Genomic DNA, 25,968 nt, shown 5'->3' on the forward strand with positions numbered 1-25,968 from the left:
CGATTTGCGTTGGGGATTCCATGCAGAAGTTTTTCATTTCCATTGTTGCGTCCGCGCTGCTGGCGCCGTCGGCCCATGGCCAGCTTGCGCCGGCGGATCTGCACGCGCTTTTTAATACCGCGTGGGAGCGGTCCGTTGCATTCCAGGCGACCGAGGGGCGGCGCCTGGAGGCGGCGGCCAGTCGGGTCCAGGCGGATTCGCTGATCGCCGGGTCACCTACTTTGGGCCTGCTGCACCGGGATGACCGCTGGACCGAAAAGCGCGGCTTGCGTGAGAGCGAGGTCCAGCTTGGCGTCCCGGTGTGGATGCCAGGCCAGCGCGCGGCACGCGGCGACTTGGCCGACGCACAAGCGGCCGAGGCCGAAGCCGGCGCCGCTCTGGCGCGGCTGAACGTTGCCGCCGAGGTGCGCGAGCGCGTCTGGCAGCTAGTGGCCGTGGAAGGGGAGCGCGATGTGCTGCGGCGCCGCGCAGATATCGCCGCGTCGCTGCGCGACGATGTTCGGCGGCGGGTCACCGCCGGCGACCTCGCGCGCACCGACCTGCTGCTGGCGCAGCAGGACTACCTGGCGGCGCAGGGCCTGCTCGCGGACAGCGAGGCCCGCTTGGTGGACGCCAGGGCGCGGCTGCTGCAAGCGACCGGCGTATCGGCGCTGCCGCTGCGGTATGACGAAGCGGCAGCGCCAGTGACCGATCCTGCCGCCGGTGCCGTGAGCCATCCAAGGCTGGAAGCAGCGCAGCAGGCCATGCTGCGCAGCGAGCGCCAGGTGGGCTACCTGCGCAAATCGCGCCGCGACCCGCCGGAAGTCGGCGTGATGTACCGCAACGACCGTGCGGGCGGCGGCATGCCCAGCGACCAGACCGTCGGCCTGTTCATAAGGATCCCCTTTGCCACCGATGCGCGCAATCTGCCACGAGAGACTGCCGCGCAGACTGAGTTGATGACAGCCCGGGCCGAGCTCGATCGCACCGAACGCATCGTCCGCTCCGCGATCGACGCGGCACAGGCGGCGCTTTCGCTCGCAGAGCAGCAACTCAAACTTACCGAAGAGCGCAGCGCCACGCTGTCCGAACGGGCAACACTGCTGCGCAAGACCTTCAATGCCGGCGAAATCGGCTTGCCTGAAGTGCTGCGTGCACAGAACCAGGCCCTCGAAGCCGAAGCCGACCTGGCGCGCCAGCGTGCCCGGCGCGGCATCGCCACTGCCAACGTGAACCAGGCTCTCGGAGTCCTGCCATGATCCGCCAGCTCTTTCTCACCCTGCTCTTGTCCCTTGCCTGCGCCGCGCATGCCGCGCCGGGCGCCCACGGCCCCGATGGCGAGCATCTGGATGCGCCGGCGAGCACCAGCGCCGCGGCGAATGCCCAGCCCGTCATCGAAGCCAATACGGAATCGTTCGAACTGGTTGGCACGCTGGCCACTGATGAGCTGTCGGTGATGGTCGACCGCTACGTCACCAACGAGCCGGTGCTGAACGGCACGCTGGAGGTCGAGTTCAACGGCATCAAGGCGCAAGGCAAGCTGCACGCCGACTTCGGCGATTACTCCTTTACCGACGAGAAACTCCTCAAGGCGCTGCGCCAACCGGGCAACCATGCGCTCGTGTTCACGCTTATTGCCGGCAACGAGTCGGACCTGATCGAAGGCAGCCTGAACGTTGCCGCGGACGGGCACGCCCATGGCCTCGGGGCTTTGTGGCAAGCGCGCTGGCCGTGGATCGTCCTGCTTGTGGCGGTTGTCCTGGCTGCCGCAGCCTGGGGCGTGAGGCGCCGCAATATCCAAAAGAAGAACTGAGGCCCGACATGCTGAAGACAACCAGTTTTGCAACGATCGCCATCGCGCTGGCTGCCTGCGCAACCATGCCGGCCCTGGCCGGGCCCGGTGCACACGGGCCGGGTGGCGAACACCTTGATGCACCGGGAGCGGTGTCCGGCAGCGGCGGCCTGGCCCGGCTGCCCGACGGCAGTGTCCAGGTGCCCAAGCTCGCGCAACGCCGCATGGGCATCCGGACCACGATGCCGCAGGAAGCCTTGCACCCCATGACCGTAGAGCTGAACGCCGTGGTGGCCATCGACCCCAATGCGGGCGGGCGCCTGCAGGCAGGGCATCCGGGCTGGATCGAGCCGCCGCCGGGCGGCTTCCCGGTGCTGGGGCAGCGTGTCAGCAAGGGCCAGGTGCTGGCCGTGCTACGGCACAAAAGCGAGCCCTTCGATATCGGCAACCAGCAGGCGCAGTTCGCCAACCTGAGCGCCAACCTGAAGCTGGCCCGGCAACGGCTGCAGCGGTTGGAATCGCTGCAGGACAGCATCCCGCGCAAGGAGATCGAAGCCGCCCGCGCCGAGGTCCAGAGTCTTTCCGGCCAGCGCGAGGCCGTGGGCAAGAGCCTGCACCAGACTTACACGCTGACCGCGCCGGCCAGCGGCATCATCGCCACTGCCAATGTGCTGGCCGGCCAGGTAGTCTCGGCCGGCGACGTGCTGTACGAAGTGGTGGATCCCGCCCGAACGCTGATCGAAGCCAACACCGCGGACGCCTCGCTCGCCACTCGAATCCAGGGAGGGACACTGGGTCGGGCGGAGGGCGGCAAGCTGGACTTCGTCGGCGCCGGCCGCAGCCTGAAGAACGGCGCCGTGCCGCTGATGTTCCGGCTGACGGGCAATGCGGTGCCGCTTGCCGTCGGGCAGCCAGTGACTGTGGTTGCTACGCTGACCGATACGGTCAAGGGCATCGCGTTGCCAAGTGAAGCCGTGGTCCGCAATGCCAGCAACCTGCCGGTGGTGTGGATCAAGTCCGGCACGCAGCGCTTTATCGCCCAGCCGGTTGAGGCCCGTGTGCTGGATGCGGGAACGGTTGTCGTGGTCAAGGGGCTGTCACCGGAGAACCGGGTGGTGGTGTCCGGAGCGGCACTGATCAATCAGATCCGCTGAGGGGCGCGCATGTTCAACTGGATCGTTCGCGCGAGCCTCGGCAACCGGCTGCTGGTACTGGCCGTCGCCTTAATCCTGATGGTGTACGGCGGCGTGACCGCATGGCGCACGCCGGTGGATGTTTTCCCGGACCTCAACAAGCCGCTGGTGACCGTGATCACCGAAGCCGGTGGCATGGCGCCGCAGGAAGTGGAGCTGCTGGTGTCGTTTCCGATCGAGACCGCGCTCAATGGCATGCCAGGCGTCACGCGGGTCCGCTCGGTGTCGGGCGTCGGCTTGTCCATCGTGTATGCCGAGTTCGACTGGGGCAGCGATATCTATCGCAATCGCCAGCTCGTGTCTGAGCGGCTGGCGCTGGTGAAGGAGCAGTTGCCCGGCGGGCTGACGCCCATCCTCGGGCCGGTCTCGTCGATCATGGGCGAGATCATGCTGATTGCGTTGCCGATCGACCCGGCCCGGGCCAGTCCGATGCAGGCGCGCGAGTATGCCGACTTCGTGCTGCGGCCGCGCCTGCTGTCGGTGGCTGGCGTGTCGCAGGTCATCCCGATCGGCGGCGAGGTGCGCCAGCTCCGGGTCGAACCGGACACCGCCAGGATGGCGCAGTTCGGCGTGGCGCTGCCACAGGTGGAAAGCGCGTTGCGCGACTTCGCCGCCAATACCAGCGGCGGCTTCATCGACCTGAACGGCCGCGAATACCTGATCCGCAATCTCGGCCGCACCAACCGGCTCGACGACCTGAAGGGACTGGCGGTTGCCTACAAGGAAGGCGCACCGGTGCTGCTCGAGCAGGTGGCCGGCGTGCGCTATGCCGCGGCGCTCAAGCGCGGCGATGCCGGATTCAACGGCAAGCCGGCAGTGATTGTCAGCGTGCAGAAGCAGCCTGCGGCCGACACGGTACGCCTGACGCGGGACGTGGAAGCAGCACTCGGCGAACTGAAGCAGGGGCTGCCGCCGGGCTTGTCCACGCCGCAAGTTCTGTTCCGGCAGGCGGATTTTATCGAGGCCTCGATCGGCAACGTGATCGAGGCGCTGCGCGACGGCGCCATCATGGTGACCGTGATCCTGTTCGCCTTCCTGCTGAGCGCGCGCACCACCGCGATCTCGCTGGTGGCGATCCCGCTGTCGCTGGCCGTCACCGCGCTGGCCTTCCACCTTCTGGGCCAGTCGATCAACGTGATGACGCTGGGCGGACTGGCCATCGCCATCGGCGAGCTGGTCGACGACGCGGTGGTCGACGTGGAGAATATCCAGCGCCGGCTCAGGCAGCGCGCAAGCATGGAGGACCCGCCGTCCGTGCTGGAGACCATCTGGCGTGCCTCGGTCGAAGTCCGCTCCGGCATCGTCTATGCCACGCTGGTGGTGGTGCTGGTGTTCGTGCCGCTGTTTGCGCTGCCGGGTATCGAAGGGCGCCTGTTCGCGCCGCTGGGTATCGCCTACATCGTGTCGATCCTGGCATCGATGCTGGTGTCGATGACGGTGACGCCGGTGCTGTCGTACTACCTGTTGCCGCGGATGAGGCGGCTGGAACATCCGGACAGCCCGCTGGTGGCGTGGCTCAAGCGGGTCGATACCAGGATCCTGGACTGGTCGTTACCGCGCGCCAAAGCGGTGCTTGCCGCGGCTGCCGTGGCCGTCGCGCTGGCGGCCGCCACCGTGCCTTTCCTGCCGCGTGCCTTCCTGCCAGCCTTCAATGAAGGCTCGCTGGTGATGTCGCTGATGTTCAATCCGGGCACCTCGCTGGCCGAAGCCAACCGCATGGGTGCCCTGGCGGAGACGCTGATCCGGCAGGTTCCGGACGTGACGCAGGTTGGGCGGCGCACCGGCCGTGCCGAACTGGACGAACATGCCGAAGGCGTGCATTCATCCGAGATCGACGTCGACCTGAAGCGCTCCGACCGCAGTCGGGAGCAAGTGATGGCCACCATCCGCGCCCAGCTTGCCAGTCTCCCTGCGTCGGTAGCGATTGGCCAGCCGATTTCCCACCGGCTGGATCACTTGCTTTCCGGCGTGCGGGCACAGATCGCGCTGAAGATCTATGGCGATGATCTCGATACGCTGCGCGGCCTGGCGGAGAACGTGCGCGGGCGGCTTGCTGCCATACCAGGACTCGTCGATATCACGGTCGAGCGCCAGGTATTGATACCGCAAGTCAATGTGCGGCTCGACTACCGCAAGGCAGCGCAATATGGCATCCCGGCAGGCGAGGCGCTGAAGGCCTTGCAGACGTTGTCGGATGGCACGCGCGTAACGCAGGTGATCGAGGGCGTGCGCCGCTACGACCTGGTGGTGCGGTTGCCCGATACCGGCCGTACGCCGCAGGACCTGTCCCGCGTCATGCTGGATTCGCCACGTGGCGCGGTGCCGTTGTCGGCGATCGCCAGCGTCGAGGATGGCGACGGCCCGAACCAGATCGGGCGCGAGAACGGCCGCCGGCGCATCGTGGTCTATGCCAATACCGACGGGTCGGATATGTCGAAGATCATCGGCGATGTGCGCAGCGCGGTCGCGCGCGCCGGGTTGCCCGGTGGCTATTTCGTCAGCATCGAGGGGCAGTTCCAGGCGCAGGAGCAGGCCACGCAACTGATCGTGTTGCTGTCCCTCGTGTCGCTGGCGCTGATCTACCTGGTGCTTTACTCGCGCTACCGCTCTGCGACCCTCACGCTGATCATCATGGTGAACATCCCGCTGGCGTTGATCGGCAGCGTGATCGCCATGTGGCTCGGCGGCCTGACGCTGTCGGTGGCGTCCATGGTCGGCTTCATCACGCTGACGGGCATCGCCACCCGCAATGGCATCCTGAAAGTCAGCCACTACATCAACCTGTGCCGCTTTGAAGGGGAAACCTTTGGTATCCCGATGATCGTGCGTGGGTCGCTGGAGCGGCTGACGCCGGTACTGATGACCGCGCTGGTTGCGGCGTTTGCGCTGGTGCCATTGCTGGTGTCGGCCGACGCGCCCGGCAAGGAAATCCTGCATCCGGTGGCGGTGGTGATCTTCGGCGGGTTGGTCAGCTCGACCATCCTGGATTCCGTGCTGACACCATTGGCGTTCTGGTTGTTCGGGCGCCGCCCGCTGGAGCGGATCCTGTCGCAACAGCCGGGCGACGCGTACTGATTACGGGCTTTGGCAGCGCCGCCCGTAAGTCGCTGCACCAACGGAGTATTCGATGAAGAAACAGTTCTCAGCCATGTTGTTTGCCGGCAGCCTCGCACTGTCCGGCCTGTCCGGCCTGTCCGGCCTGTCCGGCCTGGCCATGGCCCACGGCGCCAAGCCCGCGCAGTACGGCGGCATCGTGCAGACCGCCAGCGACCTGCAGTTCGAGTTGGTCAACAAGGATGGCGCCGTCACCATTTATGTCGACGACCATGACAAGAAGCTGCCGGTGGCTGGTGCCAGCGGCAAGCTGACGGTGCTGACCGGCGCCCAGAAGACGGAAACGGCGCTGAACCCGGGGACGGACAATGCGCTGGTAGCGGCCGACAAGCTGCAGCTCAAAGCCGGCTCCAAGCTGGTCGCGACGATCAAGTTTGCCGACGGCAAGACCGTGACGGCACGCTTTGTGGCGAAGTAGTACAAGGACCCGCCGGCTTTATACCAGCAACGGACCATCAGATGCCGGAACGAACGGGCATGCGCCCTAGTGAAGGTCCGGCCATCTGGGATGAAGATCATCAATCGTGAAGGCGTGCCGGTGGCTGTGGCTGCCCGTTCGCTCGCCTTCAGACAGGTGGTCCTCGAACGCCGTATCTACCGGATGGCTGTGGTCGAGGACATCGTGATCTGCGGCCGGCCACGTCCGCCAGGCAATCCCCACGCCAAGGACTGTCAGCGCAGCGAGGACGGCAAAGGTCGGCGCCATGCCTAACCTCGCACCAAGCTGCCCGGCCAGCGGGTACGTGACCAGCCAGCACGCATGCGACAGGGAAAACTGCGCGGCGAAGACTGCCGGCCGGTCGGCCGAGCTTGCCGAGCGACGCAGCAACCGCCCGCTGGGCGTCAGCGTCATCGAGTAACCGATGCCGATCGTGAACCAGGCTGCGAGGAATGTCGGCCATTCGGCCGGCCCTCCCAGCACCGCGATTGCGATGCCGGCCAGTAAGCCAAGGGCCATGACCGAAGCACCGGTTAGCATGGCGGGCCTGTCGGGCCGCTCGTCGAGGTACTTCGGCAGCAGCAGCGCTACGAGCATCGATCCGCATCCGAACGCAGCTAATGCAATCGGAACGTCTGTGGCGGGCCGCTGCATTTTGCTTTGCACGTAGACGACAGTATTCACGATAACCATCGAACTCGCCGCCGCAGCGGCAAGGTTCAGCGCAAGCAAGCCCCTGAGGCGCGGCGTCCGGAGATAGATCGACATGCCATGGGATGTCTTGGCGTAGATGCTCCCCGATCGCTCCACTGCCCGTGACTGAGGCAGGCGCACAGAAACAACCAATGCAGCCGAAACGAGGAAGCCGATGACGGTGCCGGCAAACAGCCAGTGGAAGCCGATCACCGTCAACAGCGCCGCGGCCAGCGCAGGGCTGGCAAGGCTTTCCAGGTCATACGCCAGCCGCGACAACGACAATGCCCTGGTGTAGTCCTTCTCGCCGGGCAGAACGTCGGGGATCGTCGCCTGGAACGTGGGCGTGAACGCCGCCGACGCCGACTGGAGTAGGAAAATGAGGAGATAGATCTGCCAGGCTTCGGTCACGAACGGTAGCGCGACAGCGACACCGGCACGGACCAAGTCCATCGACACCAGGAACGCCCGCCGGGGCAGCCGGTTCGCGAACGCACCGACGACGGGCGCGATACCGACATAGGCGACCATCTTGATCGCCAGCGCTGTGCCGAGGACGGTGCCGGCGTTCGCGCCAGCCAGGTCAAAAGCGAGCAACCCGAGGGCAACCGTCGCCAGCCCGGTCCCAACCAGTGCGATGACCTGCGCGAGAAACAGGTGGCGATAGGTGCGGTTGGCCAGGGCATCCAGCATGACTGTGACCCTTACAGGTATTTGCTGACGGACTTGAATTCGCGCGAACCCGGGCATCAAGGCCAGTTGGCGAGGGCAGGCTGCTGGGTGTATTTCAGCCAGACATGGCGCCTCCCGCCTTATCTGGTGTCGTTGCTGCCAAACGAGATGGCATCAAAGAGGGTCACGCTGTCCGCCTTGGTCCAGACTCCGATGGCGCCGGCGCCCGGGATATGCTCGTCCGAGGTGTCGATGTACAGCTTGCCATCCAGCGTCACCCGGATGCGCGGGCCGGTAAATTCCACGCGCAGCAAATGCCAGATGCCGGGGGCAACGGGCGCGTCACGATAGCGGATCGTGTGCCTGCGCCCGCTCGTCGTGTAGTACAGCGACACATTGCCCTCCAGCGCATTGGCCCTGGCGACATAGTAGTTGTTCCCGTCCTTCCAGCGCCAGACGACGCCACCCGCTTGATCCTCGCGGCCGGCGACGGGCTTGAACCGCGCTTCCACGAAGCCGTCGGCCAGGGTAACGTCCTGTTTCACGCACCAGGGGAAGTCGCCAGCCCCCGATTGCCTGAGCACATTGCCCAGGTTTGGGGCCGTCGTATCGCGTTCAATGGTCCACTTCGGATTGCCGTGCCCGGTGACGCCGCACATCCAGCCGGCGGGCAATACGCCGGGGCGCTGCTGGCTGAACAGGATGGTCTCGCTCATGGCCGGTATGGCCATGCCCAGCAACAAAGCAATGAGGAGAGTCGGCTTCATGTGGCATCTCCTGGCTGATGGTCAACGCAGCGTTCAGGCAGGCATCTTCGGCGGCCAGCGGTGGGTTTCCGCCTGGCAGTGCTGACACCACGCATAGAGCGCGTCGTACATCACCAGGCCATGGCCGAGCATCTCGTGATCGTCGGCATACACCTGCGAGAGGCCAAGGGAAATTGCATAGAGTCCGCTGGACTGCGGCGTCAGGTCGAGCTTCGACGTATCGGCGCCGCGCACGATTTCCGCCAGTTGCCGCAAGGCGGGATCGGGCAGGCCGTACTTGTCCAGGAAGGCGTCAAAGCTGCACAGCTCACCGACATGCGACAGCTCCACGCCGGGGATGTCATAGGGAATGGCGCCGGTCTCGCCTGCCACGCGCAACACGTCGCCGGCGGGGACATAGAGAAATTCCGGCGCCGCGTCGATGAACCGGGCAATGAGCCACGGGCAAGCGATGCGGTCGATCTTGGGGCGTTCCCGGGTAATCCATTTCATGGCGGTCTCCGCACTGGTTTGTCGAGGTGGTGGCTAGGTCTGGGCGGTCGGAATTCTCTCTGACTATTTGCTCACGCCTTCGAATCGATCGGTGACCCTTGCCCAATTGATGTTCTGCATGAACGCATCGACATAGGCCGCGGCTTTCGCACCATAGTCCATGTGGTAGGAGTGTTCGTACATATCCAGCGCCAGAATCGGCGTCGCGCCAGCCAGCGTATGGGCGTGGTCGGAAGCCCACTGGTTGACCAGCCGAGCGTCGCGCGGGGAGTAAGTCAGCAGTACCCAGCCCGAGCCGCCGCCAAGGGCCTTGCCCATGGCGGTGAACTCCGCTTGCCAGCGCGCGACAGAGCCGAAATCGCGCACGAGCGCCGCTTCCAGTTCGCCGCCTGGACTGCCGCCGTCGCCCAGGCTGTCGAAGTACACCTCATGCAGGATCATGGAGTTGGTTGCAATCAGTTCTTCGCGCTTCAGGCCGTTCAGCACAAAGACCGGTGCGGCTGCCACGTCGAGTGCTGACAGCTCTGCGGTAATCGCATTCAGCCGCTTCACCGCGCCGCCATAGTTGTTTTCGTAATGGCTGACAATCAGTTTCTCAGACAGTCCCGAAAGCCGGGCTGGATCGCAGGCCAGCGGTTTCATTTCGTAGCTCATGGTGTCCCCTGGTTCGTTTGATTCAGTGGTGCAGCACCGGATAAACGGCAAGGCCGATCAGCGCGGCGCCGGTGATGATGACCGGCTCAGGCAGCTTCTTGAACTTCAGCAGCAACGCGACCGTGCCCAGGGCCAGCAGGATGGTCGGAACGTCGACAATCGAGCGCTTGGCCAGCACGAACACTGCACCGGTGATGGCGCCAATCGCAGCCGCGGTGACGCCATCGACAAAGGCCAGGATGGCTGGTAGTTTTCCGTACTTCTTGAAGTAAGGGGCTGGCAGCACGGTGAACAAATAGCAGGGCAGGAACGTTGCAAGTGCCGCCACGCAGGCGCCGGGCAGCCCGGCCACCAGGTACCCAATGAAGCCGACCGTGATGACCACCGGGCCGGGTGTGATCATGGCCACGGCCACCGCATCGACGAATTGCTTGTCGTTGAGCCAGTGGTATTCCGTCACCACACCACCGTAGAGGAAGGGCACGATGGCGAGTCCCGAGCCGAAGACAAAGGCGCCTGCCTTGGCAAAGAACACGCCGATCTGGCTCAGAAGCGGCCAGTCCAGCGTGCTCAGCAGGCCACTCGCGGCTGGTACCTGTGTGGCCGCGAGCGCGTTGGCGCCACTCTGGCGCAGCCATTTGGGTGGGGCGCGCAAGAACCAGGCAAGCACGCCGGCTGCCAGGAACAGCCAGGCAATTTCGGACTCTGTGACGATGGTCACCGCAGCCAGCACCAGATAGATCGCCCACAGCAGTTTGTCCTTGCCCACGCTCTTTGTGGTCAGCTTATAGGCGCTGATGGCGATGATGCCGATGACGGCGGCGCCCACGCCATAGAACACCGATTGCATCCAGGTCAGCCCGCCAAACCGGACATAGGCCCAGCCTAGCGCCAGCACCATCAGGAACGACGGCAGCACGAAGGCCAGGCCGATCAGCGTGGCACCGAGGACTCGATAGTGGACGTAGCCAAGGTAGATCGCCAGTTGCGCTGCCATCGGGCCCGGCGCCAGTTGTGCCAGCGCTATGCCTTCCTTGTAGTCGCCATCGCTGATCCAGGCCCGCCGCTCCACGAGGTCGCGATGCATATAGCCGGCCAGCGCGACCGGCCCGCCAAAGCCGAACGTGCCCAGGCGAAGGAAATAGAGCACGAGTTGCCAGAGGGTATAGGCGGGCCGTTCCGAGACGTCCGGGGGTGCCATGCCGGCTTGTTGCATTCGATTCATAAAGGGGATCCCCTAGGGAGGAAGTTGAAGTTAGGGCTTCTTGTCGGTGGAGAAGTGTGCGTAAAGCGAATCCAGCACCGTGCCGATTTCTGCCAGCAGTGCGTCATCATCCGTCAGGCGCGCTCGTGCGCCGGCCAGCATGGCTTCAAAGCCGCTGGCTTCCGGTACCGAAATGCCGCCAATGTCCAGCGCATGGACCATGGTGCCGAGCCGGCTAAGCCCGCGGTTCAATTCGAGGCCGAAGCTCGACAGCAGCACTTCAAATGAAACGCGCTCGCCCACATGCGTGAAGGTCGCGTCGTCGAAATCGAAACCTAGTGCATCGTTAGGGCAATCGGCGGGGCTTTCCAGCCACAGGAACCGGGCGTGGGGATCGAAACTGTTCCGCCCGCTGCCGTCGTGATGTCGGTGTACCCCGATGGGCAGTATCGATCTTGCGTATACGGGATGCTCTTGCCGTTCCGGCATTTGGTCACATAGGCTGGGGTGGCCAGTGCAATGAGGAGGGAAGCGACGGGGAATCGTAGGACACCGCCAGGTCAAGGTATGGGTTGCAGAGAGTCTACGTGCGGACCATGGCGTGGAGCCCGAGTCTGTTATTAAAGACAGCCGGATGCAAAGCTGGCGCGACCGCTCGAAATGGCGGAAGCGAGATGTCCGTGGTACCTGGAAGGGCAAGACCCTAGTCTTCGAAGTACAGCTTTCGACGACATTTGTCGTCGACCATCGCAGCACGACGACAGTTCTACCTAAGCGAAGGTGCCTTGCTGTTCTGGATATTTCGCGACTTCGCTCTCTCCGAAAATGAGATGCGATTCAGTGAACGCGACGTGTTCTACAACAATAACTGGAACATCTTCTCCATCGACTCGCATAGCGTCGAGGCGTCCCGCCAGGATGCTGAGCTCAAACTGTGGTGTCGGTGGCAGCAGCCTGTCGTGCAGGGCGGCACAATCCATTACCAATGGCACAAGAAGCTCGTGAGCTTCTCTGAGCTTACATTCGATTTCGAACGTCAACGCGCCTTCTATTTCGATTTCGAGACTGCACTGAAGGAAGCGCAGGCCACGCTCTTGGGCGAGAAGGCTGCGGCATTTCACGAGGCTAGGCGCGCTCGGCAATTCGGCCGGACGGTGCACGTTCCTCAACGGCAGGAGGTCAAGGACGATGCAGAGCTTGCCGAATGGCTTGGGCTCGAAGCCCGCTACGATACTATGCCCAGCGAAATCGAACGGGTGTGGCTTGCTGCTGATACGGCCGACCGTTTCAGTATGCGAAGTGTTCAGGATTATGCTTACATAGTCCTCGCGCCGTACCTACGAGCGGCATGCCCGACGGCTCCAAAGACGCTGGAGGGCCGAGAGGACCTTCGGACCATCCTAAGTGCGCTAATCTCGCTTCGGTTGGCCCGGGTCGTTGGCAGCCGTTCAATCAACCTGAAGCACGTCGAAGACACGGTGTTTCGTTCGGCATTCGGTTACTACAGCGTGTTTCGCTATGCCGCACGAATCTACGGACGTCAGACCGAGATTGGGTACGATATTGCGGACTCCATTGCCTCCCAAAATTTTCGCCTACACCTCAGCCACAAGGCAGAGGACCCCGATGTCGTGACCCGCGATTTCGATAAGGCCTTCATGATTCTTTTCCCGGAGTTCAAGCCGGCTCGGGCATAGAACAAGAGATTCGTTTGCCCAGAGCCTGGGTGTTGGACGAGAAGTGCAGCTACGTTCTCAGCGTTCCGCGACCTCGCGCAGCAGACCGGTCAAGAAATCCGAAAATGGTCGGCAGATTGGCCGGCGTTTACGGCGCGCCGCAGCCAGTCGGGTAAGTCACCGTTGCCATCCCAGGTATGACCTGCCGCGTCTCTATAGCGGACACACGTGGACGACGGCCGTTCTGAGAAGCATCCGGCGGCTACCAGGTCATCAAGGGAAATACCGTAGCGGGCCATTCGCGACTTGACCCAAAGAATGGCGTCCGTGCGCTCCCGTAGTTGCTGCATCTCCGAATCATGCGGAATGGCGTGAAAGAGTGGTGTGGCGACTTCAGCCACTGGTAAGCGCTTCGTCATTGACCATTTAGCGTGAACAGCGTTCCTTGATATGTGATGGCCCAATCGTAGCGGGCTACCGCTTCTCGCGTATCTATCGAAAGAGTAGACGTCCCCGGCGGGATGCTCGTCGCACCTGCCACCAACCTTCCCGAAAACTCCTTTCGTCCATCGTACAGATGCAAAGTCTCGCGGGATGCTTCGACCTTCGACTAAGACCAAACCTTCTCACGAAATCGGCTGAGAGCTTCATCTCATCTTCTCGGGCCATTCCAGTTCAGCCGCGTAGAGCCTCTGCCTTAGTTGCCCGTCGAGGGCCAGCTGCGCGAATACTGTCTGGGGACGGGTCGAAGGGGCTGGCTGGCACACCGAACTCCTCCCTTGGCTCAGTTTTCCTGTCGTAGTCGTCTCTCAATTCGGAGCAACGGCACGCACGGTTACTTCATCCTTGTCATCGTCTCCAGGGCCCTCCTGCTTGGTCGCCATCGGAAGCGACTCTACTGGATAGCCGTGATGTTCCCACGCATCAAGACCGCCCTTCAAGGCGCGTACATGCCGGAATCCCTTTCGACGCATTTGCTGCGATATCCTTTTCGCCGTTACGTCGTTAGGGCAAACGCAATAGACCACGAGGTCGTGTTCAAGCAGTGCCTCATCAACCTTCGCGGGAGATGCTAAGTCAATCGGTATCGCGCCGGGGATGCGGTGCGGTTCTGCCTGGCGTACTGCTTGCGGGCGAGCATCGAAAATGACAGGCGGTCGCTCGGACCGCATCATCTCATCCAGCTGCTGCGGTGTGATTCGAATATGCGCGAGCCAGCGACGAAAACGCAGGCGCTGAATCCACCGGTATGCTGCGAAAAATGCTCCGACAGCGAGGAACACTTCGGCAACAGTTATGCCATGCGCACTGACCAGAGTCATCATCCTGGTCAACTGTGGGCCAAACAGAGTTCCTCCAGCGAGCCACGCTCCCGACCACATCGCACCGCCAGCGATGTCCCACGAGAAGAAGATTCTTCGGTCAATCTTAGTGGTACCCAAAAGCGGAGATGCGATAAGTCCAAGGCCGGGGACGAATTTCGCCACGAGCAGCAGGGGCGCCCCGTAACGCTCGAACCAGGCGTGAGTCCTCCGAATACTTGAGTCCAGCGATAGAGACACTCGGACCAGACGTGTGAGGATGCGACGACCATAGTGCCGTCCAAGCGCGAACCACAGCCCATCTGAAATAAGAACGGCAGTGACCGCTGCCACGAATACGGAACCGAAAGAGACGAAACCAGCAGCTACCTGAGAGCCAGCTAACAGAAGCATCGGCGCGGCCGGAACCGGCGCGCCAAGTTGTGTGACCAGGACACTGAGGAATACTACCAAGGCTCCCCATTCGGAGATTAAGCCGGGTGAAACTGTAATCAACAACTGACTCCGTTCATCTTCGACAAACGAGTAGAGCGCGATTGACACGCGTGTCGACGCGTTGCATTGTCGCACAAGCAAAGGAGCGCTGCCTGGCAAGGTGAGAAGCGGTACCCGTCTGGTTCTCGCATTGCGCATAGGGATGCGAATGTCCGGAGCAAGGAGTCGCTCCGGTACCATAGCACTTGTCCCTCAGGCGTGGGCGTTCGAGAGGTTGGCCATGAAGCGATTACCGACGGTCCATATGGTTGTTGGCCTTATCGCACTGGTGGCATTTCTGTGCACCGGGCTTTATATGCATTTCTCACTCGTTCACTTGCGTGGTATTTCCGACGTGCTCCGACTCATGTACCGGTCGGCACACATCTACTTGCTGTTGGTTTCCTTGCTGAACCTGATGCTCGGCTGTTACCTGACGCCGATTGAGCGCGGCGGTGCCCGCTATTTCCAGTTGCTTGGCAGCGTCGCCATTCTGTTGGCGCCAGCTTTCGTCGGCGTGTCATTCGGGACCGAATCGACCTTCGAAGATTTGGTGCGCCCCATTATCGCTCTAGGTATTTACCTAGCCTTCGGCGGCGCCCTCGTACACGTAATTGTGGCGGCCACTGCACGTCGATTCCGTGGCTAAATGAGCTCATCGGTTGACTGTTACGGACAAGCCTAGCGCTCCGCGCATGCTAGTCATCGTAGTCGTCATGCCAGCGCCGCCATTCCCGCCGGCGCTCCCGCCATTCGTGCTCCCTCCATCGCTGTTCGCGCCATTGGCGCTCTCTCCAAGCGCGGCCCTGCCAGTCGTCATAATAGTAGGCCGGAGCCGCCACCACGGGAGGCGCCTGAACGACCACGGGAGCTGGCTCGTAGTAGACGGGCGGCGGGGCGACAACCACTGGCACAGGGATGCCAATACCAATGCCGACGTCCACCCGCGCCTCAGCCATGTTGGAGCCAAGCGCGGTAACGCCGACTAGAAGCAAGAGCGATGCGGCCATTCGCATGATTTTCTCCCTTTTCTCTTGCAGAGACTCTAGGTCAGCATGGTTCCACGGTGTATTAGCGGATTCGCACAGAGGTGACTTTCTGTAACGGCGACGTTGATGCGCTCGATGTCCAGCCGGACTTTTGGGGCTACAACACAATCGAGCATCTTCTGTGTGGACCGAGGTCGGAGTACTTCCGAATTGACGAAGACCCGTGCTGTGGGTGAAGGCGCATCCGTCCGGGCTCATGACCTCAGCTTGCCTGTTTCAGAACTTACGGATTGTCACGAGTTCTGAGTCAACTCGGCTCAGGACAGTACCGTTTTTGCAGGTAAGCACGGCGCATTGCCGAGCTGCCGAAAATCCATCAGGAGTTCACGTCATGAAGAAGCTGTTCGCTGCTCTCGCCTCTGCAGCCCTCGTCGGTACCGTTTTCGCGCAGACTGGTGTGCCAGCTTCCGCGACTCAGCCGCAAGCAGGGGCGATGAAAGACCAGGTAAAGGTCGTCAAGGAAAAGAGCGCCACGCAGGAAAAGGCCGACAAGAATAAGAAGGGTGTCAGCGCGCAGGGCGAGGTAGCAAAAGCTCAAGCCAACGCCAGCAAGGAGAAGGCTGACGTTAAAGCTGACGCCAATAAGTCCGCCGCCAAGGGTACCCACCACAAGGCGACCAAGATGGGGGCCGCCAATACCGAGACTGGTAAGGCGAAGGTTGACGTAAAGAATGATGCCGACCAAGCGAAGGCCAAGGTGGACGTTGCGAAGCCGGACGCACAGACCGACGCTGCGAAAGCCGCGGCGAGCGTGGACAAGACGAAGAAGCAGTAAGCTGCTCCCATCGGGCGAACCGAGGGGGCGTTGCCGGGGCGAAGGCCGCTGCAACGTAGCCTGAGTGCTGGAGCTTTGCGGAGAGCGTGGGTTAGCTGGAAAGTTAGCCTGGCCTCTCCGCGTTTGTTCAAGATGAGGGGCGCGCCATGAATGCCTTTCTCGCATTGCTGATTGCCGCCTCCACGCTGCTCGGCGGTTGCGTCGTGGTGCCGTATGGTGGCGGGTACTATGGTGGTGGATACTACGGTCCTTACGGGTACTGGGGCCACCGGCACCACGGATACCATGGACATCATGGAGACGACGACTAACGCGGAATTTGACGCTTTCGTTGCAACCGAAACTCTAGCCATTGTTTCGACATCCGATAGGACGACATCGGGCTGCGCGTGGCACCACGCCAAAGTAGGAATTTCCCCGTGTCATGCAAGGATGGCGTGACAGATGACGTTTCCGAGGCGGTCGACTAGCCCCGGCTGTGCTTGCAAGGCCATGACGAGAGCGTGGTCTGTATTTGGGATGTTGACAATTTCCGCATGCTCTGCGCGTCTGGCGTTCGCGATGAGCAGTTCACCGATGGCCGCCGGAACGACAGTGTCCTCGGTTGCGCGGACCACCGTCAATCGACCAGGAAATGACCCTATCTGTTCGAAGACAACCGAGCGCCGCCAGCTTTGCGGCGCGCGGAGTATCGTGGTGAAGGCTGGCCCGAAGGGCACCGCGAAAGCGGCTGAATCGTAGGCGGCGCCGACCAGTGTGACCAGTCGCGTGATGCGGTTGCGAGGGTCAGCGGCAAGGCGCACCGCGATTTCGCCACTCATGCTGATGCCGATGACAGCGCGCGGCTCGGCTTCATCAAGGTACTGCAACGCTGCAATTGCCTCGCGGTAGCGCTTACTTAGGGAGTTGGGTGTTCGTGCCGAGCTCTCTCCGTGCCCGGAGAAATCCACGGCAACCGACCCAATCCCATGGCTCGCTAGATTCTGGCGGAGCGCAAGCCAGTGGGACCTTTCGCTCGTGCTTGCGCCGCCATGCAGCACGAGGCAATTGGCGCGCCCATCCGCCGCAAGCAGGTCGCCGGCCAACATCTCGGCACCGGTGTCAATTGCGAAATGTTTCAGGGAAAACATGGCCGTCAGCTGTCAGTGCTCCTGGAGTCGACGATAGGCGTTGTAATGCCGTAGCGCACCCTGTTTGTCTCCTCGCAGTTCGTTAAGCCGCGCCAGGTTGTAGTGCGCATCTGCATAGTCGGGAGCAAGCTTTAGGCAGCGCCTGTAACCATCCAGGGCGTCGTCACCCCGGTCTAGCTCCTCCAGGGCGACGGCGCGATTGAAGTGAAGTTGGCAGGCTTCCGGGAAGTATTCCAAAGCCCGGTCAAACACCGCCAGTGCTTCTTCGCACCGCCCGTCCTCACACAGGAGAACGCCTAGGTTAGTGTAAGCGCCATAGTGCGCCACAGGCACCAACTCCAGCACTTTCCTATACGCATGCTCGGCCCCCCGCAGGTCCGTGGCAGTCAGTTCTTCACCGAGCTCAAACCACTCCTCGGCCTGGATGTGAGCCTCCCTCGCACTTCGAGGGGAGCTGTCCAAAAACGCCACGTCCCCCTTCAAGGGGGCGACCTCAAAGTCCAGCAGCAGCTGGCCGGAGTCAGCGTCCCATTGGTCGGGACCTGACCGCACAGCAATGGTGTTGCCAACGGCAGTGATGCGAATTCCCGTCAATGGCAGCTCCTGCGGAAGCGAAGCTCGTAGGTGCGTCAACGAACGCAGTATCTTGCGGGAAGGAATGTTGGCAGACTGGAGTTGATAGGCGGTACGCAGCAGGACCACATCCTGGAAGCTGAAGCGCAGTTCGTTTCGGGGGCCGCGAGCAGGGGTCACAAAGCCGGCGTCGACCAATCCCGTCAAGACTCTGCGTGACACGCCGAGCAAGGACTGGAGGCTTCGCAGAGAATAGTGGTGCTCCAAGCGCGTCACTTGCGAGACCGTACGCGAGCAGCTGGTTCCTCAACCTTCTCAGCGCGCTTTACGCCTTTGCGCTCCTTCGTGGCAAGGGCTGCGACATCAGCGGCAGCAGTCTTGGTTTTGGTGGCAGGCGCTTTGGCCTTGCCGCCTTTAGCCAGGCTCGCGCGTAAAGCATCCATCAGGTCAATTACCTGGCCTGTAGAGGACACCTCCACCTGCTCGGGCGTGACAATGTTCTTGCCCGCAATCTTCTCGTCAATGGCTTTGAGAACACGCTTCTTTTCTTCGTCTGCGTACTGCGTCGGGTCGTAGTTCTCTTCTGTGGCCTGGTCGATAATCTGCAGCGCCAACTTCAGCTCAGCATCGGAAACGTCCACTTGCTCGATGTGCAGGTCCTTGATAGACCTGACTTCATCCGCAAAGAGAAGCTGTTGGAACACAAGCCCGTCGTCGGCAGGACGAACCTGCACGATGTGGGTTTTTCCCTTGGAGGCCCACTTGGCCAGGGCGCAGCGCTGACTCTGGGCCATGGCCTTCTGGAGCAAGCTGTAGGGCTTGCCGCCGCGCTTGTCTGGAGCGATGAAGTAGGCTTTGTCGTAGTAAATAGGGTCGACGGCCTTTTCAGGAATGAACGCCACGATTTCAACAACATGGCTGGCGCCTTCTTCCAAGGCCTTCAGCTCCTCAGGAGAGAAAACCACAAAGCGGTCTTTGTCAAATTCGTATCCCTTCTGCAAGTCTGCGCGCTCGACGGGCTTACCCGTCTTCTCTGATATGTACTGCTGCTTGGCGCGGGAGCCATCCGGGCAGAGGAAATTGAACCTGACTGCAGTTTCGCTCTCGGTCGCGGAATACAGCTTGACGGGGATTGAGACCAACCCGAATGAAAGGGATAGGGAGGCGATTGAACGAGCGGCCATTGAATCACTCCTTCGAGGGTGGCCGGGGTCTAGTGCGCCAGCCAATACACTAGCCTCCTGGACGCGCCGACTCCGAGGAAGACGCTCCGTGTGAGCCTCAGTTCTCACCTCGGCACTCCAGAAGCTACCTCAGCTATTGTAGGCGGGCGTGTAGCCTAGCCGCTTCATCGCGGAGGTCAATGTCTGCCTGGTTGACCAATACTCTGCCCAAGGGTCATTGGTCTCGAAGCTGAGGTACTCCCGCGTTGTCGCGACTGTCCACTGTGCGCCACTTTTCAGTGACATGAGTTGCTCCCACGACACTGGCATGGACACGCCCAAGCCTGGCCTGGCACGGGCAGAGAATGCCGCAACTGTGGTCTGACCCATCCCGTTGCGCAGGTAGTCGACGAACACCTTGCCTTTGCGATTCGAAGGCCCGGACTTGGCGGTGAATCGCGCAGGAATCGTGCGGACCAGGTGCTGCACAAAGGCCTTGGAGAATCCCTTCACATGCTCGTAGTCCATGCGCTGGGCGAGCGGTACCACGATGTGCAGCCCCTTGCCGCCACTTGTTTTCAACCATGCGTTGAGCCCTAGTTCAGTCAGTAGCGTGCGCACAAGGAGCGCCGCTTCCAGCATGTGCGGCCATTTCAGGTCTTCGCCGGGGTCCAGGTCGAAGATGACTCGGTCAGGGTTGTCGAGGCGCTTGACCGTGGAGTTCCAGGTGTGGAACTCCACCACGTTCATCTGAGCAGCGGATACAAGCGCGTCCAGGTTGTCGACGGTGAGCAAGGCAGCGTGGCCCGGCCACAAGGCGGCGTCGTGTTCTTTGAGCCCCGGCAGCTTGCTCTCAGGGTGCTTCTGGAAAAACAGTTCTTCGGCGATGCCATCGGGCGCGCGCAGCATCGATAGTGGGCGGTCCTTCAGGTGGGGCAGCATCCAGTCGGCTACGCTTTCGTAGTAGCGAACCAGGTCGAGTTTGGTGAGGCCGGTTGACGGGTCGATGACCCGTTCAGGATGAGTCACCTTCACCGAACTGGGTGCCGGCGCTGAAGCTGCGGTCTTGGCAGCCTCCCGGGTGATTCCGCTTGCCGGCTTGTCCGTGCGCAAGCCTTTGAACGAGGCCTGTCGCACAAGACCGTCAGCGGTCCACTCAGCGAAGGCGACTTCCGCCACCAGTACTGGCTGGACCCAGTGTTCGCTACCGACAGTGCGCTTGGACCAGCGCCCCGGCTTGACGGTTTTCGGGTCAAACGATGGAGAGGGCACCTCGAGCGCTTTCAGGCGCGCCCACAAGTCTCTTGCAGTCTTGGCATCCCAGCCGGTGCCGACGCTGCCGGCAGAGCGGAGCTTGCCATCTACGTGGTAGCCCAGTAGTAGGCTACCGACCTCGAGAGGCGCAGCGTTTCGGTCGGTGAAGCCGCAGACGACGAACTCTTGACGAAGAATGCACTTCGCTTTTAGCCAGGTCTGAGTCCTGCTCGAAACGTATGGCGCGTCACGCCGTTTGAACATCAGACCCTCTAACCCCAAATCGCATGCGGCCTTGAATATTTGTGCCGGTGGCGCGTCGAAATGCTCGCTAGTTCGAATTCGCTCGCCGGACTCTCCGACGAGTTGTGCCAGCATGGCTCGCCGGGAGCTCAATGGCACCTTGCGCAAATCTTTCCCGTCCAAGTAGATAAGGTCGAAGAGGAAGTAGACGATGCTCTCACCCTGAGCTGCGTCGATGGCATTCTGCAAAGCGTTGAAATCAGGCAGGCCATCCTTGAGGACAACTATTTCACCGTCGAGCCAAGCGCTCGAGGCTCTCAGGTCTTTCAACCCGGCTGCAAGGCCTTTGAACTTGCTTGTCCAATCGTGTCCTCCACTGGTGAAAAGCCTGACGCTGCCATTGTCTATCCGAGTAAGGAGGCGGTACCCGTCGAACTTCGTCTCGACTATCCAGCCGTCCCCCTTCGGTAGGGACGCAGCCAGGGTAGCGAGTTGCGGCTTGAGCTTCACCGGCAGCTCGGCGGCCACTGCAAGGGTGAGGTCAACTTCGGGTTCCACGCCGAGCGGAGCCCGGGGGCTGGATTTGGGTTCGCGCTCCTCGATTGGGCCCAGGGGCTTGTCGACGACACTGTCCGGCAGAGCTTTGATGACGTCATACTCGGCAAGGGATTGCGCCCACTCATCCCGCTTCTTGAAAAGCATCCAGTGGTCTTGCGTGTCGTCGGGCTTTGAAATGCGCACTAGCTCCCAGCGGCCAGCGAGCTTTTCCCCGTGCAGCTGGAAAACTAGCTTTCCGGCCTCCATCCCCTCGCGAGGGTCGCCTACAGGATCCCAAATTCCGTGGTCCCACACTATGACTGTTCCGGCTCCGTACTGCTTCGGGGGAATAATCCCTTGGAAACCGGCGTACTCAATGGGATGGTCTTCCACATGGATGGCCATCCGCTTCTCCTGAGGGTCATAGCTTGGCCCCTTAGGGACGGCCCAACTCAGCAGGACCCCGTCGAGTTCGAGTCGAAAGTCGTAGTGCAGCCGCCCGGACCAGTGCTTTTGGACAACAAACGACAGGTGTTGGCTTGGGGCGGAAGGGCCGCCAGCCTGCGGCGTGGGCTCCGGCGTGACATTGAAGTCACGTTTCTTCTGGTACTTGGACAGCGGCGGGCGCGTCCGGTCGGAGTTGGCGGACATAGCCTAGTCTACGGCGAGTCCAGCCGGGAAAACCAGGGTCCGGCAGCCGAGTACGGTCAGATAGGAGACTCTTCCCGTAGCTGCGCTCCTGCCGCAGCACTGGATTGCGCTGATGTGGCTCGGTCGACGTTCGATTGCGAGTCCTTTATGACACCACCAGACTGTCCTCGAGCAGCGCGCGATGCAGATCACCGGGTGGTCGGCGTCGCCTGCGAGGAGCGTTAAAATAGGCGAAGGATTCGACCCTTCCAGCGAGCTCAGTCCGGTGCAGAATCAGGCGCAGTTCGAATCGGTGAGAGCTGTGCTGAACGAAGTCCGCGCCGACCCTCAAGCTTGGGTCATGGCAGGTGGCAAAAGCCTCGACCGTCCCGGATACTTCATCGCACCATCGTTATCGGCTTGATGGAAGGCACGGCTCTCGTTGACAAGGAGACGTTCGGGCCAGTGCTGCCAATCCTGTCTTTCCGGACGGATGAGGGGGCCATTGCGCGGGCGAACGCTGGAAGCCTAGGCCTCTGCGCCTCTGTCTGGAGTGAAGATGTCGCAGAAGCAGAACGGATTGTGCTACGCCTGGTTGCCGGAACCGTTTGAATAAACCAGCACGTTGACGTCGACCCGTTGGTGCCGTTCGGTGGAGCGAAGCAATCGGGTTTTGGGCGGCTGGACGCGAGGGGCTACTCGACTTCACGGAGAGCCGTGCCCTTTACGTGCCTCAAAGCCTTCTGACCTGAGACGAGGGCCACAGCTCGCAAGAGTATGCAAGGCTGGTGAAACGGGAGACTGAACATCGCCTTACCTGGCTGCTAGCCCGCGCAGCGGCAAACATCTGTGAGCTACGCGGATGCACTATGCGCAACTGAGAATGCTCAGGTTATTCCGGGGCGCTTTGCTCGGCTTAAGCGACGTGAAGGAATGACCCAATACATATCCTACCGTAAGGATATGTACATGTTTTTCAGTGAGGATATTCTTACTGAGATATAGCAAGGGATACCATTCCTAGCCGCGCGCAAGGCCGTCCGGGTCAGCGATTTTTTTGACCCTCACCATCGCGGTAGCAGCGATTGTTGACGCCGGCAGGCTCCATGCATCCGTCCCAGCCCATGGCTGGGGCGTAATACCCCGCCCAAGCGCCGGTGAGCGGCTTTCCATTTCGCATTGGCACGCGAGCCCAGGGGTACCAGACAGAGCCAGCCTGGGGCCAGTGTGGATTGGAGAGGCAGTTGCAACCAGGAATGAGGGGCAGTTCGCCTCGATACCTGCACGTCCTGGCTGCCCGACCGCGAAGCGGTCCACATGTACAGGTATTGATATGCTTGCCCTTCATCCAAACAAAATTCGAGGTAAGCATCTGGTTATTCCGAGCTATTGAGGTATACAGATGTGTATGCACTGGAATAACCTACTATCCTCAATCGAAGATCTCCATACGTTTTTTAGGTGAGGATATCCTCGCTTTAGAGTAGCAGGGCACAGCCGAAGGCCCCCTGGCACTCATGGAGCAGGGAGCCTTCCACCATCCATAGCTTGGATGAATCCGACAGTCATTCGAGCCACGCGCTATCTTCGCCCGCGTGCTGGTCGTCTCAACTCTTCCAACACAGAGACCAGTATCCCCCGTCGCTGCCGTATCTAGCCGACCAACGGGGCGGTCACTCACCGAAGCTTCCCAGACGGGGAAGGCGGCCCTATCGTCGGGCGGCTCGTGCTCGGCCGACGTGTGACATTACTGTATACCTCCGCGAGAGCTGCATGACTTGAATTGATTTGTTATGTCAAGCGTCGTCACCCGCCAGAAAAGGTATAACGTGATTGGTCTACTTGCGGCGGGATCGTTCCAATACGTTTAAAGCTCGCGTTTGCCCGCCGTCACAGGAACGTAGCTAAGTATCAGGTTTGTTGGCTTGGATTCCAGGTTGAGCCAGGCAGGTTTCGGGCAGTGTAGCGCGTCGGCCGCACTACGCTGCCATATCCAATGCGAAATTCCGACACTGCGAACGGTCCGATGGTTGGGCTTTGTTGCGTAGCCGGTCGCGACGCGATTCAGCTTGGGACTGTTATGGGTCACCATCAGCGCCTACGCCGTCTTAATCAGCCGTGATGCTGTTTGCCTTTACCACTTCGCCCCACATCTTGTAATGGGCCCGGGTCAGTGTGGCGAGCTGCTCCGGAGTGCCGCCGCCCGGCTCGTCTCCGCGGTCGACGATGTTCTTGATGACGGTCGGATCCTTCAGCGCCGCATTCATCGCACTGTTTGCCTTCTTGACGATGTCGGAGCTCAGGCCCGGCGGCCCATACAGGCCGATGAACGAGATGATGGTGAAGTCCTTGATGCCGCTCTCCGTGGCCGTCGGCACATCCGGAATCATTGCCACTCGTTTGGATCCGGTAACCATCAGCGGGCGAAGCTGGCCCGACTTGATGAACGGTGCGACGACCGATGTCGCGTCGAACATCGCATCCAGGCGTCCGGCCATCAGGTCGACCATCGCCGGGCTGCTGCCCTTGTACGGGACATGGTTCATCTTGGGCCCGCCCATGCGCTCGCGCAGCAGTTCCATCGTGACATGCGGCAGCGCGCCGGTGCCGCCTGAGCCATAGTCGACGGTCTTGCCCGACTTGTCCCGCGCCTTCACCTCCTCGACGAACTGCGCGTAGGTCTTGATGGGAGAACTGGCAGGCACCACAAGGACCAGCGGGGACTGCAGCAGCACGCCGACTGGCGTCAGCTTCTGAGGGTCGACGATGCCAAGCTTGGTATAGACGTGCGGCGTGATTGTCATCGAGCCATTGCCCACCAGCAGCTTGTTGCCGTCAGGCGCCGCACGCAGTACCTCTATCGACGCGATGTTACCGTTCACGCCGGCCTTGTTGTCGATGACCACGGGCTGGCCAAGCGAGGCCTGCAGGCCGTTGAGCAAGACGCGTCCTGCGAAGTCGGTCTGGCCGCCGGGCGGGAAGCCGACCAGCAGGGTCACCGGCTTGGTCGGCCAGGTGGTCTGAGCCCAGGCTGCCGTCGCGGTCAACGTGCCGAGGCCGAGCGCCGCGATGCCCAGGATCAACGCTGAACGGCGCGACGCCGCGAAAGAGTGCTTGGTAATTGTCATGACATGTCTCCAGTTAAGTCTTTTACAGGGTTGCAGTGGCACGGCGCTTCAGCCCGCTTTCTCCATCGCTTCCCACATCCCGTTGATATAGACCGCGCCGAGTGCCCGGTCATAGAGGCCGTATCCCGGCTTGCCCGTCTCGCCCCAGATCATGCGGCCGTGGTCGGGGCGGAAGTAGCCCTGGAAGCCGACGTCGTGGTACGCCTTGACGATCGCGGCGATATCCAGCGATCCGCATCTCGACAGGTGGGCGGTTTCCTCGAAGTCCCCATCCGGAGTGATCTTGACGTTGCGGATATGGGCGAAGTGGATGCGTCCCATGCCGCCGAACTCGCGCACCAGCGCCTCGACGTTGTTCTGCGGACCGGCGCCAAGCGAGCCCGAGCACAACGTCAGGCCGTTTGCCGGCGTGTCGACGATCCTGAGGATGCGTGCCAGGTCGTCGCGGTTCTTGACGATGCGCGGCAGTCCGAAGATGGGGCGCGGCGGATCGTCCGGATGGATGGCCATCTTGATGCCGCACTCCTGGGCCACGGGAATGATCGCGCGCAGGAAATGCTCCAGATGCTCCCAGAGCCTGGCTTCGTCGATGCCGTGGTATTCGGCCAGCAGCGCCTGCAGTTCCCCTGGCCGGTAGCTGGAATCCCAGCCGGGCAGGGCGATGCCCTGGCTGACGTCGATCTGTTCGACCTCTCGGGTGCTGAAGGCAAGGCAGGTCGAGCCGTCATCGAGCTTTTTCGCCAGTTCTGTACGGGTCCAGTCGAACACCGGCATGAAGTTGTAGCAGATGACTTCGATGCCAGCGGCGGCCAGGTTCCGGATGTTCTGCTGGTAATTGGCGATCAGCGGTTCGCGCGTCGGCTTTCCGAGCTTGATGTCCTCGTGGACCGGGACTGACTCGACCACCTTGAACTGCAAGCCAGTCGCCTCGATGGTGGACTTGAGCGCCAGGATCTTGTCCAGCGGCCATACCTCGCCAACGGGTTCGTCGTAGATGGCCGAGACGATATGTGTC

Annotated in this window: 22 protein-coding genes and 2 pseudogenes; 9 read left to right on the top strand and 15 right to left on the bottom strand. The window is 61.8% G+C overall.

The window, feature by feature from the left end; translation table 11 throughout:
* Positions 1-20: 20 nt before the first annotated feature.
* The 5 genes from ACW4E8_RS37715 to ACW4E8_RS37735 are packed head-to-tail and all read left to right on the top strand — an operon-like array spanning position 21 to position 6,496.
* Entirely contained in the window at positions 21-1,238 is a 1,218-nt protein-coding gene (locus ACW4E8_RS37715; protein WP_456809132.1) for a TolC family protein, read from the top strand.
* The gene (locus tag ACW4E8_RS37720) at positions 1,235-1,792 is read left to right on the top strand and encodes a hypothetical protein (protein WP_456809133.1); all 558 of its coding nucleotides are present in this window, start codon (positions 1,235-1,237) and stop codon (positions 1,790-1,792) included. Before ACW4E8_RS37715 ends, ACW4E8_RS37720 begins: the two co-directional genes overlap by 4 nt.
* Before the next feature lie 8 nt (positions 1,793-1,800).
* Entirely contained in the window at positions 1,801-2,925 is a 1,125-nt protein-coding gene (locus tag ACW4E8_RS37725) for an efflux RND transporter periplasmic adaptor subunit (RefSeq protein WP_456809134.1), read from the top strand.
* Between the two features lie 9 nt (positions 2,926-2,934).
* Complete coding sequence (locus ACW4E8_RS37730) at positions 2,935-6,039, top strand: efflux RND transporter permease subunit (protein WP_456809135.1); 3,105 nt, start codon at positions 2,935-2,937, stop codon at positions 6,037-6,039.
* 52 nt (positions 6,040-6,091) lie between these two features.
* On the top strand, positions 6,092-6,496 hold the full coding sequence (locus ACW4E8_RS37735; RefSeq protein WP_456809136.1) for a hypothetical protein: 405 nt from the start codon (positions 6,092-6,094) through the stop codon (positions 6,494-6,496).
* Between the two features lie 66 nt (positions 6,497-6,562).
* Here the strand turns inward: ACW4E8_RS37735 and ACW4E8_RS37740 are convergent, their stop codons facing one another.
* From ACW4E8_RS37740 to ACW4E8_RS37765, 6 genes and pseudogenes are all read right to left on the bottom strand, one after another.
* Positions 6,563-7,903 (bottom strand): MFS transporter, encoded by a 1,341-nt coding sequence (locus ACW4E8_RS37740; RefSeq protein ID WP_456809137.1) that lies wholly within the window; start codon positions 7,901-7,903, stop codon positions 6,563-6,565.
* A gap of 119 nt (positions 7,904-8,022) precedes the next feature.
* Complete coding sequence (locus ACW4E8_RS37745) at positions 8,023-8,649, bottom strand: hypothetical protein (RefSeq protein ID WP_456809138.1); 627 nt, start codon at positions 8,647-8,649, stop codon at positions 8,023-8,025.
* A gap of 33 nt (positions 8,650-8,682) precedes the next feature.
* Positions 8,683-9,141: a chromate resistance protein ChrB domain-containing protein gene (locus tag ACW4E8_RS37750; protein WP_456809139.1), complete on the bottom strand. Its 459-nt coding sequence runs from the start codon at positions 9,139-9,141 to the stop codon at positions 8,683-8,685.
* A 63-nt stretch (positions 9,142-9,204) separates the two neighbouring features.
* Positions 9,205-9,795, bottom strand: coding sequence for a superoxide dismutase (locus tag ACW4E8_RS37755; RefSeq protein WP_456809140.1), 591 nt, complete (start codon positions 9,793-9,795; stop codon positions 9,205-9,207).
* Between the two features lie 22 nt (positions 9,796-9,817).
* Positions 9,818-11,011, bottom strand: coding sequence for a chromate transporter (locus ACW4E8_RS37760; protein WP_456809154.1), 1,194 nt, complete (start codon positions 11,009-11,011; stop codon positions 9,818-9,820).
* Between the two features lie 39 nt (positions 11,012-11,050).
* Positions 11,051-11,395: pseudogene (locus ACW4E8_RS37765) on the bottom strand (chromate resistance protein ChrB domain-containing protein); the annotation flags it as partial.
* A gap of 338 nt (positions 11,396-11,733) precedes the next feature.
* Here ACW4E8_RS37765 and ACW4E8_RS37770 point away from each other — a divergent pair.
* A complete protein-coding gene (locus ACW4E8_RS37770) occupies positions 11,734-12,696 on the top strand; it encodes a DUF6035 family protein (protein WP_456809141.1) in 963 nt (320 codons plus the stop codon).
* A gap of 89 nt (positions 12,697-12,785) precedes the next feature.
* On the opposite strand, the gene ACW4E8_RS37775 is transcribed toward ACW4E8_RS37770, so the two are convergent.
* Entirely contained in the window at positions 12,786-13,094 is a 309-nt protein-coding gene (locus ACW4E8_RS37775) for an H-NS family nucleoid-associated regulatory protein (RefSeq protein WP_456809142.1), read from the bottom strand.
* Positions 13,095-13,484: 390 nt separating this feature from the next.
* Positions 13,485-14,540 carry a DedA family protein/thiosulfate sulfurtransferase GlpE gene (locus tag ACW4E8_RS37780; RefSeq protein ID WP_456809143.1) on the bottom strand — a complete coding sequence of 352 codons (1,056 nt, stop codon included), beginning with the start codon at positions 14,538-14,540 and terminating at the stop codon, positions 13,485-13,487.
* Between the two features lie 172 nt (positions 14,541-14,712).
* On the opposite strand from ACW4E8_RS37780, the gene ACW4E8_RS37785 reads away from it, so the two are divergent.
* Entirely contained in the window at positions 14,713-15,120 is a 408-nt protein-coding gene (locus ACW4E8_RS37785) for a hypothetical protein (protein ID WP_456809144.1), read from the top strand.
* Positions 15,121-15,169: 49 nt separating this feature from the next.
* Here the strand turns inward: ACW4E8_RS37785 and ACW4E8_RS37790 are convergent, their stop codons facing one another.
* Positions 15,170-15,487 (bottom strand): hypothetical protein, encoded by a 318-nt coding sequence (locus tag ACW4E8_RS37790; RefSeq protein WP_456809145.1) that lies wholly within the window; start codon positions 15,485-15,487, stop codon positions 15,170-15,172.
* A gap of 364 nt (positions 15,488-15,851) precedes the next feature.
* On the opposite strand from ACW4E8_RS37790, the gene ACW4E8_RS37795 reads away from it, so the two are divergent.
* Complete coding sequence (locus ACW4E8_RS37795) at positions 15,852-16,295, top strand: hypothetical protein (RefSeq protein WP_456809146.1); 444 nt, start codon at positions 15,852-15,854, stop codon at positions 16,293-16,295.
* Between the two features lie 422 nt (positions 16,296-16,717).
* On the opposite strand, the gene ACW4E8_RS37800 is transcribed toward ACW4E8_RS37795, so the two are convergent.
* The 4 genes from ACW4E8_RS37800 to ligD all read right to left on the bottom strand — a co-directional run bounded on the left by ACW4E8_RS37800 (position 16,718) and on the right by ligD (position 21,846).
* Positions 16,718-17,425 (bottom strand): alpha/beta hydrolase, encoded by a 708-nt coding sequence (locus ACW4E8_RS37800; RefSeq protein WP_456809147.1) that lies wholly within the window; start codon positions 17,423-17,425, stop codon positions 16,718-16,720.
* Between the two features lie 12 nt (positions 17,426-17,437).
* Positions 17,438-18,247, bottom strand: a complete 810-nt coding sequence (locus ACW4E8_RS37805) for a tetratricopeptide repeat protein (RefSeq protein ID WP_456809155.1) — start codon at positions 18,245-18,247, stop codon at positions 17,438-17,440.
* A gap of 23 nt (positions 18,248-18,270) precedes the next feature.
* Complete coding sequence (gene ku, locus ACW4E8_RS37810) at positions 18,271-19,182, bottom strand: non-homologous end joining protein Ku (RefSeq protein ID WP_456809148.1); 912 nt, start codon at positions 19,180-19,182, stop codon at positions 18,271-18,273.
* 129 nt (positions 19,183-19,311) lie between these two features.
* Positions 19,312-21,846, bottom strand: coding sequence for a DNA ligase D (gene ligD, locus ACW4E8_RS37815; protein ID WP_456809149.1), 2,535 nt, complete (start codon positions 21,844-21,846; stop codon positions 19,312-19,314).
* Positions 21,847-22,027: 181 nt separating this feature from the next.
* On the opposite strand from ligD, the pseudogene ACW4E8_RS37820 reads away from it, so the two are divergent.
* Positions 22,028-22,437 (top strand): annotated as a pseudogene (locus ACW4E8_RS37820) (aldehyde dehydrogenase family protein).
* 1,496 nt (positions 22,438-23,933) lie between these two features.
* Here the strand turns inward: ACW4E8_RS37820 and ACW4E8_RS37825 are convergent.
* Entirely contained in the window at positions 23,934-24,953 is a 1,020-nt protein-coding gene (locus tag ACW4E8_RS37825; RefSeq protein ID WP_456809150.1) for a Bug family tripartite tricarboxylate transporter substrate binding protein, read from the bottom strand.
* Between the two features lie 48 nt (positions 24,954-25,001).
* A partial coding sequence (uxuA, locus tag ACW4E8_RS37830; protein ID WP_456809151.1) for a mannonate dehydratase occupies positions 25,002-25,968 on the bottom strand: 967 nt, incomplete at its 5' end.

The sequence above is a fragment of the Cupriavidus sp. CP313 genome (assembly GCF_054072015.1).

Excerpts from the sequence above, each read along its gene's own strand:
- ACW4E8_RS37715 (WP_456809132.1), top strand. The coding sequence starts at position 21 with ATGCAGAAGTTTTTCATTTCCATTGTTGCGTCCGCGCTGCTGGCGCCG.
- ACW4E8_RS37720 (WP_456809133.1), top strand. The coding sequence starts at position 1,235 with ATGATCCGCCAGCTCTTTCTCACCCTGCTCTTGTCCCTTGCCTGCGCC.
- ACW4E8_RS37725 (WP_456809134.1), top strand. The coding sequence starts at position 1,801 with ATGCTGAAGACAACCAGTTTTGCAACGATCGCCATCGCGCTGGCTGCC.
- ACW4E8_RS37730 (WP_456809135.1), top strand. The coding sequence starts at position 2,935 with ATGTTCAACTGGATCGTTCGCGCGAGCCTCGGCAACCGGCTGCTGGTA.
- ACW4E8_RS37735 (WP_456809136.1), top strand. The coding sequence starts at position 6,092 with ATGAAGAAACAGTTCTCAGCCATGTTGTTTGCCGGCAGCCTCGCACTG.
- ACW4E8_RS37740 (WP_456809137.1), bottom strand. The coding sequence starts at position 7,903 with ATGCTGGATGCCCTGGCCAACCGCACCTATCGCCACCTGTTTCTCGCG.
- ACW4E8_RS37745 (WP_456809138.1), bottom strand. The coding sequence starts at position 8,649 with ATGAAGCCGACTCTCCTCATTGCTTTGTTGCTGGGCATGGCCATACCG.
- ACW4E8_RS37750 (WP_456809139.1), bottom strand. The coding sequence starts at position 9,141 with ATGAAATGGATTACCCGGGAACGCCCCAAGATCGACCGCATCGCTTGC.
- ACW4E8_RS37755 (WP_456809140.1), bottom strand. The coding sequence starts at position 9,795 with ATGAGCTACGAAATGAAACCGCTGGCCTGCGATCCAGCCCGGCTTTCG.
- ACW4E8_RS37760 (WP_456809154.1), bottom strand. The coding sequence starts at position 11,011 with ATGCAACAAGCCGGCATGGCACCCCCGGACGTCTCGGAACGGCCCGCC.
- ACW4E8_RS37775 (WP_456809142.1), bottom strand. The coding sequence starts at position 13,094 with ATGACGAAGCGCTTACCAGTGGCTGAAGTCGCCACACCACTCTTTCAC.
- ACW4E8_RS37785 (WP_456809144.1), top strand. The coding sequence starts at position 14,713 with ATGAAGCGATTACCGACGGTCCATATGGTTGTTGGCCTTATCGCACTG.
- ACW4E8_RS37790 (WP_456809145.1), bottom strand. The coding sequence starts at position 15,487 with ATGCGAATGGCCGCATCGCTCTTGCTTCTAGTCGGCGTTACCGCGCTT.
- ACW4E8_RS37795 (WP_456809146.1), top strand. The coding sequence starts at position 15,852 with ATGAAGAAGCTGTTCGCTGCTCTCGCCTCTGCAGCCCTCGTCGGTACC.
- ACW4E8_RS37800 (WP_456809147.1), bottom strand. The coding sequence starts at position 17,425 with ATGTTTTCCCTGAAACATTTCGCAATTGACACCGGTGCCGAGATGTTG.
- ku (WP_456809148.1), bottom strand. The coding sequence starts at position 19,182 with ATGGCCGCTCGTTCAATCGCCTCCCTATCCCTTTCATTCGGGTTGGTC.
- ligD (WP_456809149.1), bottom strand. The coding sequence starts at position 21,846 with ATGTCCGCCAACTCCGACCGGACGCGCCCGCCGCTGTCCAAGTACCAG.
- ACW4E8_RS37825 (WP_456809150.1), bottom strand. The coding sequence starts at position 24,953 with ATGACAATTACCAAGCACTCTTTCGCGGCGTCGCGCCGTTCAGCGTTG.